We start from the raw sequence: 10,112 nt of genomic DNA, 5'->3' as shown, positions 1-10,112 counted from the left end.
CATTAAAGTAGAGCCAGAGCCATAGGAAATCCTTGGTGCTTCATTAAATTAATATAACACAACTGTAACAACATCTAAAAAGGTGAAGAATACTGAGGGGACGTACCACTATTCTTTTTCACCCGGCGAAACGATCGATTCCTGCAGACCCACCAATTTCTTTTGGTGGCTTCACGCTACTTGGAAAAATTCAGCTCGCCAGCGAACTCTCCGCCGACGACGACATCGCAGATCTCCCATGTGCGAAAACCGTCGCCACCCTGACGGCAACGCGCGCCGACCTCCTTGTTCTGCCAGCGGCCGGTGATATAGCCCGCGTTCGTCCAGATATCCACGCTGCCCTCGGCTAGTACTTAGGGGACGTACCACTATTCTTTTTCACCCGGCGAAACGATCGATTCCTGCAGACCTACCAATTACTTTTGGTGGCTTCACGCTACTTGGAAAAATTCATCTCACCGACCGGTCTGCCGTCGATGACGATGTCGCAGGCTTCCCACCTGTCCCAGCCGTCACCGCCCTGATGACAGTCCGCATCAAAGGGCTTGCCCTGCCAGCGGCCGGAGACATGTCCCACGTGTGTCCAGAGGTCCGTCCTGCCCTCGGCCACCTTCTCGTCGTTGATCTTGAAGACCAGATGTCCCGCCGCGGGTTTTTCACCGACGATCTTGCAATCCTCATTCCCGGTGCAGGGGGCGTACATCATGGTGACAGGCGCAGTGCAACCGGCGAGCAGAACCGTGGCGATTAGCGCAACTCGATTAAATGCTGGCATGGCATCCCCCCCTTTATTGGCCCCGTGTTTATTATATCCCTTCGACAAAGGAACGGCCGAAGCGCGTGGGGACGTGCGGGAAATTGCAGATGGCGGCCGTCTGTTTCCTTTTCAGCGATCCACATCATCGGGACAAATCAGGGGCGACGGACTTTTCACATCCTGCGTATCCGTCCGCCGCCCCTGTCCCCCATCGAGCAGGCTTGACCGGGCCCTCCGGCAAGTTGGAGCACCGCCTGGCTGTTCGCTACTCGTTGGGAAGACAGATTCTTTATCGGACTTTTTTAACTGCTGTTTATCAAGACTAGACCACGAATCCGGTTCTTGCAAGGCGGATGACATTTGATGCGATAAGGCGGAGGATTTGAGACCCCAATCTCCTAAAATATGCATATGACGACTTCGGTTTATCCGCTGCGGGCGTTTCAGGACAACTACATCTGGGTGCTCCGCCACGGCCGGAACGCGGCCGTGGTCGATCCGGGCGACGCGCAGCCCGTGCTGGAGCACTTCAAGGCGGAACAGCTCAAGCTCTGCGATATCCTGATCACGCATCATCACGGCGATCACACCGGCGGCCTGCCGGAGTTGACCCATGAATTCAATGTGCCGGTGTACGGCCCGGCCGGTTCCCATATCCCCTATGTTTCCCGCGAGCTTCGGGAGGGCGACATGGCCAACCTGCCGGCTTTGAATCTGTCATTCCGTGTCATGGAAGTGCCCGGCCACACGCTGGATCAAATCGCCTTTTATGGAAATGGGTGGTTGTTCTGCGGCGATACGCTGTTCGCCTGTGGCTGCGGGAGATTGTTCGAGGGCACGGCGGCGCAGTTGTACGCCTCCCTGCAGAAGTTCGCCGCCCTGCCCAGAAACACCGAGGTTTACTGCGCCCATGAGTACACGCTGAATAACATCCGCTTCGCCAGGGCGGTGGAGAGCGATTACGCGCCGCTGCTGCAACGGGAGACCGCGGAGGCCACGAAACGCGCCAGGGACGAGCCCACCGTGCCCTCGACGATGCAGTTGGAACTGGAAACGAATCCCTTCCTGCGCTGCGCGGACGCGAACTTCCGGGAAATGCTGCGCGCCAGGAAAATTATCGACAACGATGACCCTGTGGCGGCATTTGCGGCGTTGCGATCCTGGAAGGATAAATTTTAGGATTACACGAGACGTTTTAAGGCAAACAAACCGTTCGTACCAGTGACCGTTCACCTTTCGATGCCTCAGGGCGAACGGCCTCCTTACCGCCCGCTCCGTCAGACGCTGCGCGAAGCGAAGTCGAAATCCATCACCGGGGACGGCTCCTGGACGTAGACGCCCTGCGCGTAGTCGATGCCGGCGTTGATGACCGCCATCAGGGTGGGGGCGTCCTTCACCCATTCGGCGATGGTGGCGATGCCCCGCCCGCTCGCGTGCTTCACGATGGCTTGCACGGCATTCGCGCTTTCCTGCTCCTGCGTCATGTGGGCGATCAACATGGCGTCGATCTTGATGTAATCCACCGGCAGACCTTCCAGGAGTTTTTGCGCGCTCAGGCCGATGCCGAAATGCTCGACGGCCACGCCACAGCCGAGTTTGCGCAGGCTGGAAAAAAATGCGCGGATATAGATCGGGTCCTGCGACAGGGTGATCTCGGAGACTTCGATCACCAGCCGGTTGGCGGCGACATGCCGCTCGCGCAGCCATCGCGCCATGGCCAGCAGCAGCGATTCGCTCTTGACCGATTCGCGCTCCAGCTTGATGAACAGCCGCAGGGCCGGATTGTCCGTCTGGTTTTGCAGGATGGTGATGGCGTGATCCACGATCCAGTGATCAAGCGGCGATGTCGCGTCCTGCACGCGCGCCGCCGCGAACAGCGCCGCCACCGGCACGTTGGCGCCGGTCTCGTCCCGCATGCGCAGAAAGGCCTCGTACATGGGCTGCGGATCGTCCTTCAGCCCCAGGAGCGGCTGGTAGACCAGGCTCAGGCGATCCTCCTTGATGGCGCGATCGATGAAGGACTCCAGACCGACCAGCGACAGGCTGCGCTGGGTTTCGGAGAATGCCTCGCCAAAAACCTCGACGCGATGACCGTTGAGCAGGCCGGTGCGGCAGGCCTGGCGGGCGTCCTCAAGCACGTCCGCATAGGCGGTGTATAAATCCGTGATGCGAACGATGCCGATCTGCGTGTTCACGCGCAGGCTGCGATCGCCGACCTTGAAGGTGTATTCATCCACATGTTGCAGGAGTCCGGTCGCGAATTCCTTCGCCGTGGAGGCGTTGGTCTTCGGCATCAGGACGGCCAGCGTGTGCTCGTCGATGCCGGTCATGGGATAACGACTGCTCAGGTGCGGTTTGATCAGGTTTTCAAGCGTGGTGAGTACCTGCTTCATGGCCTCGCCCACCGCCGCCTGCAGCTGTTTCCAGCGAACGATCTCCACGCATAGCAGCGCGCTTTGCTCCCGTCCTCCTGCGGCCACGGTGATACATGCCTCCGCTGCGCTTGTGAATGGGTCCGGTCCTTTGGCGGCAGCGGGCGGCGGAGGTGTGCTTGCCGCCGCCGGGGCTTTGGGCGCTGCCGGCTGGGGCGGGGGCGCACTCGTCACTGGTGCCGGCCTGGCCACCTGCGGCGGCGGGGCGGGAGCAGTTTTCGCATCCGATGATCTCGGCGACGCCGTGACCTGCAGGCAGGGCATGTTTTCCTGAAACGCGGATTCGATTTCGACATTGAGTTTGATCGTGCCTTTGTCGGCGCGAATGCCGGTCAGCTCGGCCACGATGGGCGTGCCGCTGTCGCTGTTCAGGGTGTTCAGCGCGGCCTGCAGTTGTTTGCGCTCCTCGGGGGCGATCAAGTCCTCCAGTTTGACCGACGCCAGGTCCTCCGCCCACGCGTAGCCGAACAATTGCAGCCAGGCCGTGTTCGCGACGATGTGTCCGCCGGCCGACACGCAGGCGATGGCGGTCGGAGACGCGAGGATCAGGTTGCGGCAGCGCGCCTCGGTCGTGTTCAGGGCGAGTTTCAGCGCCCGTCGAGTGCGCCGTTCGTGCACGGTGCGGAAACTCCGGTTCACCGAATGCATCAGCCGGTTTTCGCGCCGCGGCACAATGTCCGCCGCGCCCGCCTTGATGGCGGTATCGATGGCCTCGGTCGCCGCCGGCCGGTCGGCGTCATCGACGGCCATCAGCACCATGTCGGATTTGGCGCTCTTGATCGCCGCCGCGCACGGCGATACTTCCGCCGGCCAGCGCGAACCCGCAACCAGCAGCATGTCCCACACTTCCCGGCGCAAAAGGTCGGCCAGTTCCTCGGCGCGCGGGATGAAACGCGGGCGAATGTAGTACTCCCCGCGCCGCAGCCAGTTGATCAGCTCCTCGGCGCGTTCCGGCGCATCATCGATGATGATCACGCGTAATATTTGTTTTTGTTCCAAACGGGCGGCCTCATTCGGGTCGGGCGCACTTTCTATATTATATTTGTTCCTGCGGCCCCATGATGTGCGGTGCAGCACATTGGCCGTCCGCGCACGCAACGGCTCCAAATCATGTCCCGTCCACTCCAAGAGGGTTCATATTACGAGGCCGCCATGGCGGCGGCGCCAGCGCATCCCGCGCTCGACGGGCCGTCCGATTGCGACGTGTGCGTGGTGGGCGCGGGCATCGCCGGCTGTGCCGCGGCGCTGCATCTCTCCGAACGCGGATATCGCGTCATCGTGCTGGAGGCGGTGCGGGTGGGCCATGGTGCGCGCGTTGGCGAATTGATTCGTGACGACGCGCGCGACCTGGATGGGTCCAGCAGCCGAATCGCGCGATCCGATCTGCGTCGGCTGTGGCAATTGCGTATTGAAGCCGTGGCGACCGCCATGGCATTGATGACGGAACATCACATCGCCTGCGATTTCGCCGGAGGCCAGCTGCTCGCCGCCCTCAAGCCGCGTCATTACCGGCAGCTTCGTGCTTTCAAGCGTGAATTGGAGGAGGCCTGTGGCTATCCGCATCTGTTGTTCATCGAGAAGGATTATCTCGATGAGTTTGTGCACACTTCGCGTTATACCGCCGGACTCTATGATGCCCGTGGCGGCCACGTGCATCCGTTGAAATATGCCCTGGGCCTCGCGGCGGCGGCGCAGAATTCCGGTGTGCGATTTTTTGAGGCATCGCCCGTCCTGCACGTGGACACGAACACGTCAATCAGCGTACGGACGCCAAGGGGAACGATCCATTGCCGGCATGTATTGCTCTGCGGCGCCGAAAATGTCGGCGGGTTTGCCCATGATCCATCGCCCAAGAGCCTGCCGATCGGCATCGGCACGACGGCGACCGAACCGCTGGGCGAGGCGCGCGCGCGTGATATCCTGCCCACCAACGCGGCGGTGACGGATATGAGCTTCATGCGCGATCATTTCAGCTTGTCGGCGGACTGGCGGCTGCTGTTCGGCGGTTCAATCGGGAGGCTTGCGCCGACGCCGCAACAGCTGGCCGCGAGTCTGCGCCGGCGGATGTTGCGGGTGTTCCCGCAACTGCAGGGTGTCCGGCAGGAACATACGTGGGGCGGCGCGGTGGACCTGGCCACAAACTGCGCGCCGCGTTTCGGTCGATTGCATCCCCGCGTGTACTTTGCGCACGGCTGCGCCAGTCAGGGCGCGGCCATGGCGGTCCTCGGCGGGCAGCTGCTGGCCGGGGCGGTCGCGGGCACCGCCGGGCGTTTCGATTTCCTCGCCAAACTGCCGCATCGCGATCTCCCGGGCGGTAAATTATTGCGCGGGCCGCTGCATGCGCTGGCCGTGGCCTACTACCGGCTCCGCGATTGGTTATGAGCCCGCCGCGCTCAGATCTGTATGCGCGTTTCTACAAGGTCGTGCGCCGCGTTCCCGCCGGCCGCGTGGCGACCTACGGCCAGATTGCGCGGCTGGCCGGACTGCCGCGTTACTCGCGCCACGTGGGCTACGCCCTGCATGCGCTGCCGCCGGGCAGCGACGTGCCCTGGCATCGCGTAATCAACGCGCGCGGCGGCATCAGCCCGCGCCGCGAGTCCGGCCCCGATCAAACCCAGCGTCTGCGGTTGGAACGCGAGGGCGTGATCTTAAACGCCGCCGGAGTCGTGGCGCTGTCAATCTACGGCTGGGTCGCCTGATGCCGCGGAATTTATTCATCACCTTGAGCAACATCGGGGACGCGATCCTCACCATTCCGGCTTTGCAGGTGTTGCATGACGCCTTGCCGAATCATCGCATCGATATCGTCGCCGATCCGCGCTCCGCCGGGTTGTTCCAACATTGCCCCTGGCTGGGGGAATTGTTCGTGTTGCACAAGCGCCGGGGCTGGGCGGGCCGTCTGGCGCTGGTGCGCCGGCTCCGGCGGCGGCGATACGACGTCGCGGTGGACCTGCGCACGGAGGTGCTGGCCTGGCTGCTGCGCGCCGGGCGCCGCTGCACGCGCCTGAACAGCCCGCGCGTCGGCGGGCACGCGGTGTTGCGCCATCTGGCCGTCGTGCAACCGCTGTCGCGAGGCTCTCCGCCGGCGACGCGGGTGTGGTTGAGCGATGATGAACGGGCGCAAGCGGCGCGGATGCTGGCGCGATTGCCGGGCACGCGCTGGCTGGCCTGCGCGCCGGGCGCCAACTGGCCCGGCAAGATTTGGCCTCTGACGCACTTTCAGGAATTGCTGGCGCGGCTTTGCGATCAATTCGACGCCGTGATCGCCTGCGGGGGACCGAAGGACTTCGCGCTGGCGGCGGCGCTGACGCGATCCTCGCCGCTGCCGGCCGTGAACCTGGCCGGGGAGACCTCATTGTTGCAGGCCGCGGCGGTGCTGGAACGCGCGGCGTATTTCATCGGCAACGACTCCGGTCCCGGCCACCTGGCCGCGGCGGTGGGGACGCCGACATTGACGCTGTTCGGCCCCGGCCAGCCGGAACGTTATCATCCGTGGGGCGACCGGGCGCAGTGGCTGTGTGCGCCGGCTCGGGATTTGAAACTCCTCACGCCGGAGGCCGTGGCGGCGCAGGTCATTTCGTGGCGCCGGAAGTCGATGCCCGCGCCATGACCCTACACAGCTTCCACGTCATCGGCAGCCGGCACTGGGGAGGCGCCGAGCGGTTCTACTGCCGCCTGTCGGCGGCGCTCGCAGAACGCGGCCAGCCGGTCACCGCCGTGCTGCCGGCGGCAAGCGAGCTGCGCGGGGAATTGCCGGCCGGCGTGCGGCAACTGCACATCGGCATGCGCAGCGTGTGGGATTTGTGGTCGGCGTTTCAATTGCGCCGCCGCATCCAGGAACTGACGCCGCAGATCGTGCAGACCTACATGGGCCGCGCCACCCGCCTGACGCGCTTGCCGACAGGCCGCGCACCCGTGCACATCGCCCGGCTGGGCGGTTATTACAATCTCAAGGGCTACCGCCACGCACATGCCTGGATCGGCAACACCCGCGACTTGTGCGATTACCTGCTGCGCAGCGGCCTGCCGTCGAATCGCGTCTTTCAGATCGGCAATTTCGTCGATCCGCCGGCGCCGGTGAATCACGACACCCTGGCGGCGCTGCACCACAAGTTGGAGCTGCCCGAAAACGCCCGCGTGGTGCTGGGCATGGGACGCTTCCATCCCAACAAGGGGTTCGAGGACCTGCTGTCCGCCTTTGTTCAACTATTCAAGCATCGATCAATTGCGGGATCGGATCGACCGCTATACCTCTTGATCGTCGGCGACGGACCATTGCGATCCTCGCTGCAACGTCACGCCCGCGAACTCAAAATGGAGGCGCGTGTGATCTGGCCCGGCTGGCAGAAGGACGTGACACCCTATTACGCGCTGGCGGAGGTGTTCATGTGCCCGTCGCGCCATGAACCACTCGGCAATGTCATTCTCGAGGCCTGGGCGCACGGCGTTCCGGTGATCGCCACGCGCACCAAGGGGGCCTGTGAATTGATCACCGACGGTGAAAACGGTTTGCTGGTCGATGTGGGTGACGCTCGTGATTTGGCGGCGTGTTTACAGCAATTGCTCACGGAAACATCCGGCGCGCGCCAGCGCTTGATCGATGGCGGCCACAAAACGCTCGCGCTCAAACATGGCCGCGAGGCGATCGTCACCGCTTATCTGGATCTCTACCAACGACTGCTCGGCTCGCTCTAGGAAACCTCTGGACACAATTTTTCCTGCTGCAGGCGCTGCAGCACCTCATCCACCATGATGCCCGGGAGACAGGTGTGGTCCACGGCGGTGGCGCGATCGGCGCGGCCGCAGGCCTGGCACGGTGACGGGTTGTACAGCACGCGCCCGCGCTGGCCGACCGCGTGACTGCGCCACCATGACGTCGGGCCGAAGAAGGCGTACACCGGAATGCCGGCGGCGGCCAGGATGTGCATCGGACCGGAGTCGTTGGTCACCGCGAAGCGCGCCTGCCGCCCCAATTCGGCCAGTTCGGCAAAATTGAATTCATTCGTCGCGTCGACACCGGTCTGCGCCGTCAATTGGGTGTTCAGGGCGGCATCCGGCCGCGCGCCCGCCCACACGGTCTCGATGCCGCGCCGGGAGAGGGCGTAGGCCAGCGCGGGGTAATACGGCCAGCGTTTGGCCGGCCATTGCGGACTCGAACCGGCGTGCATCACCGCGTAGGACCGTCCCAAAAGCCGGTGATCCCTGAGCCACTGGCGGACGTGATCGCGCTCCGCGGGCAGGCAGGGCAGCGACGGCCGCCGATCATCCGCCGGCAGGCCGGCGGCAGCCAGCACGGCCTGCATGCGTTCGAAGATGTGACACTGACCGGTGTAGCGATCCGCGGGATGATGCGTGTAGGGATAATGCGGCAGGTTGCCGACCCGCTCCGGCACGCCGCTCAAGGCGCATAGAATTGCCGTGCGATCGCTCGATTGCAGATCATAGAGACGCCGGAAGCGGCGGCCCCGCATCCAGAAGACGGTGCGCAACGCATTCAACAGGCCATGACGCGGGACGGCCCTGACCCGCAGCCCCTCAAAGCGCCGGAAAATATCCGCGTACGGCGGCGACGTCAGCACGTCGATTTCATCGCCGGCATGGGCGGCACGTATGCGATCCAGGAACGCCGTGGCCATGATGACATCACCCAGCGCGCCCAGTTTGATGATCAGCACGCGGTTCGAAGCAGTCATGCTCTGAATGTATTGGGGTTGATGCGCGGCGTGTCGGTGGCGGCGAGGACGAGAAACAGGAATAAATAAGTGGCGAATTGCTTGGAGCCGTACGAATGCGTCAACGAGGCATCGACAAGGATGGCGGCGGCGGCGGAAAGCAAAACCGCCACCCGGGATCGGGCCGCGCCGTCCGCAGTCCGCAGCCGGCGCAGGGCCGCGTAACCGAGCGTCCCGAGCCAGAGCAATAATGCGCCCGCGCCGACGAACCCGGTTTCGTACCAGCAGTCCAGGAGGAAATTATGCAGGTGTTTGACGGTGCCGGATTGATCGCCGAATTTCAGCTGCAGTACTTCACTGCCCGTTTCCCGTTTCAAGGTGCCAAGGCCCACGCCGAGCCAGATATTCGCGGGCGGGGATTGCAGCGCCTGCCGCCACAGTTGCGTGCGGCCGCTGGAGGCGACATCCAGAAATTCGGTGACCGAATGGAACCGCTCGGCACCGCGAATGAGCACATCGCCCACCGCCGCGCCGGCGAGCAGCAGGATGACAATCGCCATTGCGGCCGCCGTGCGCAGTCGCAGACGCATCACCGCGACGGCATAGAACGCCAGCGCGATGATCAGGGCCGCCAGCGTGGCCCGCGTCTCCGAACCAATCACGTAAACCACCACGGCCACGAGAAATATCGCGGCAATCAATTGTCGCCGGGGGTGGCGCCATTGATATTGCAGCAGATAGAGCGCGAACGGCGTCAGCAGGGGCAGATTATCGGCCCGCATCGATGTCCGCGGTATGAAACCGGGGTGCGACACCTGCAGCGGTAACGCCAGGTACAGAATGATGACGGCGACAATGCCTACAATACCAATCAAGGTCAGTAGACGGGCGCGACCATCATCGCCAACAAATGGCAGGCTGGCCAGCATGATGAGGCTGATGCAGCTATAGAGTACGAAATCCAGCCAACTGTGGATTCCGTCCCATCCGGTGCCCGCCGCCAGCACGCTGGCAAGGAAAACGACCATCATGAGTAAATACGGCAGCAGCACCCGGCGTTCGATGTACAACTTGCAGCCGTAGAGAGAGGCCAGCGCCCAGATCAGATAGATTACGCCAACGATATGGAACGCGGCGCGGCCCGCGATTTGCAGCAACGGCAACAGGGCCGGCAGCATCCAGCCCCATGTGAAGTAGTGTCTCCGTAACTGTTTCAACGCCGACGCAGCCGTTGCGTTATCGTGAGGCATC

At 63.3% G+C, this 10,112-nt stretch carries 10 protein-coding genes; 5 read left to right on the top strand and 5 right to left on the bottom strand.

The annotated features are described in order from the left end of the window. Positions 1–176 precede the first annotated feature (176 nt). Complete coding sequence (locus VMH34_06580) at positions 177–335, bottom strand: hypothetical protein (protein ID HTT08440.1); 159 nt, start codon at positions 333–335, stop codon at positions 177–179. Between the two features lie 101 nt (positions 336–436). Continuing rightward, positions 437–775: a hypothetical protein gene (locus VMH34_06575; GenBank protein HTT08439.1), complete on the bottom strand. Its 339-nt coding sequence runs from the start codon at positions 773–775 to the stop codon at positions 437–439. Between the two features lie 393 nt (positions 776–1,168). Here VMH34_06575 and gloB point away from each other — a divergent pair, with 393 nt between their 5' ends. Further along, positions 1,169–1,936, top strand: coding sequence for a hydroxyacylglutathione hydrolase (gene gloB / locus VMH34_06570; GenBank protein HTT08438.1), 768 nt, complete (start codon positions 1,169–1,171; stop codon positions 1,934–1,936). Between the two features lie 98 nt (positions 1,937–2,034). Here the strand turns inward: gloB and VMH34_06565 are convergent, their stop codons facing one another. Continuing rightward, complete coding sequence (locus VMH34_06565; protein ID HTT08437.1) at positions 2,035–4,188, bottom strand: EAL domain-containing protein; 2,154 nt, start codon at positions 4,186–4,188, stop codon at positions 2,035–2,037. 111 nt (positions 4,189–4,299) lie between these two features. Between VMH34_06565 and VMH34_06560 the strand changes: the two genes are divergently transcribed. From VMH34_06560 to VMH34_06545, 4 genes are read left to right on the top strand one after another with little or no spacing between them, the layout of a single operon-like run. Beyond that, positions 4,300–5,571, top strand: coding sequence for an FAD-binding oxidoreductase (locus VMH34_06560; protein HTT08436.1), 1,272 nt, complete (start codon positions 4,300–4,302; stop codon positions 5,569–5,571). Beyond that, entirely contained in the window at positions 5,568–5,888 is a 321-nt protein-coding gene (locus tag VMH34_06555) for an MGMT family protein (GenBank protein ID HTT08435.1), read from the top strand. The genes VMH34_06560 and VMH34_06555 overlap by 4 nt, the downstream gene beginning before the upstream one ends. Further along, a complete protein-coding gene (locus VMH34_06550; GenBank protein ID HTT08434.1) occupies positions 5,888–6,799 on the top strand; it encodes a glycosyltransferase family 9 protein in 912 nt (303 codons plus the stop codon). The genes VMH34_06555 and VMH34_06550 overlap by 1 nt, the downstream gene beginning before the upstream one ends. Beyond that, on the top strand, positions 6,769–7,884 hold the full coding sequence (locus tag VMH34_06545) for a glycosyltransferase (protein HTT08433.1): 1,116 nt from the start codon (positions 6,769–6,771) through the stop codon (positions 7,882–7,884). Before VMH34_06550 ends, VMH34_06545 begins: the two co-directional genes overlap by 31 nt. On the opposite strand, the gene VMH34_06540 is transcribed toward VMH34_06545, so the two are convergent. Both VMH34_06540 and VMH34_06535 read right to left on the bottom strand, forming a co-directional pair. Further along, positions 7,881–8,882: a glycosyltransferase family 9 protein gene (locus VMH34_06540; GenBank protein HTT08432.1), complete on the bottom strand. Its 1,002-nt coding sequence runs from the start codon at positions 8,880–8,882 to the stop codon at positions 7,881–7,883. The genes VMH34_06545 and VMH34_06540 overlap by 4 nt on opposite strands. Further along, entirely contained in the window at positions 8,879–10,111 is a 1,233-nt protein-coding gene (locus VMH34_06535; protein HTT08431.1) for an O-antigen ligase family protein, read from the bottom strand. Before VMH34_06535 ends, VMH34_06540 begins: the two co-directional genes overlap by 4 nt. Between the last annotated feature and the right edge of the window lies 1 nt (position 10,112).

This window comes from Gammaproteobacteria bacterium (assembly GCA_035501935.1).
Taxonomy (GTDB): Bacteria; Pseudomonadota; Gammaproteobacteria; order JAJPIJ01; family JAJPIJ01; genus JAJPIJ01.
This window is presented reverse-complemented; position numbering and strand designations above follow the sequence as displayed.

What these genes read in the sequence shown, in the direction of transcription:
- VMH34_06560 (HTT08436.1), top strand. Translation starts at nt 4,300, where the DNA reads ATGTCCCGTCCACTCCAAGAGGGTTCATATTACGAGGCCGCCATGGCG.
- VMH34_06550 (HTT08434.1), top strand. Translation starts at nt 5,888, where the DNA reads ATGCCGCGGAATTTATTCATCACCTTGAGCAACATCGGGGACGCGATC.
- gloB (HTT08438.1), top strand. Translation starts at nt 1,169, where the DNA reads ATGACGACTTCGGTTTATCCGCTGCGGGCGTTTCAGGACAACTACATC.
- VMH34_06555 (HTT08435.1), top strand. Translation starts at nt 5,568, where the DNA reads ATGAGCCCGCCGCGCTCAGATCTGTATGCGCGTTTCTACAAGGTCGTG.
- VMH34_06535 (HTT08431.1), bottom strand. Translation starts at nt 10,111, where the DNA reads ATGCCTCACGATAACGCAACGGCTGCGTCGGCGTTGAAACAGTTACGG.
- VMH34_06540 (HTT08432.1), bottom strand. Translation starts at nt 8,882, where the DNA reads ATGACTGCTTCGAACCGCGTGCTGATCATCAAACTGGGCGCGCTGGGT.
- VMH34_06575 (HTT08439.1), bottom strand. Translation starts at nt 775, where the DNA reads ATGCCAGCATTTAATCGAGTTGCGCTAATCGCCACGGTTCTGCTCGCC.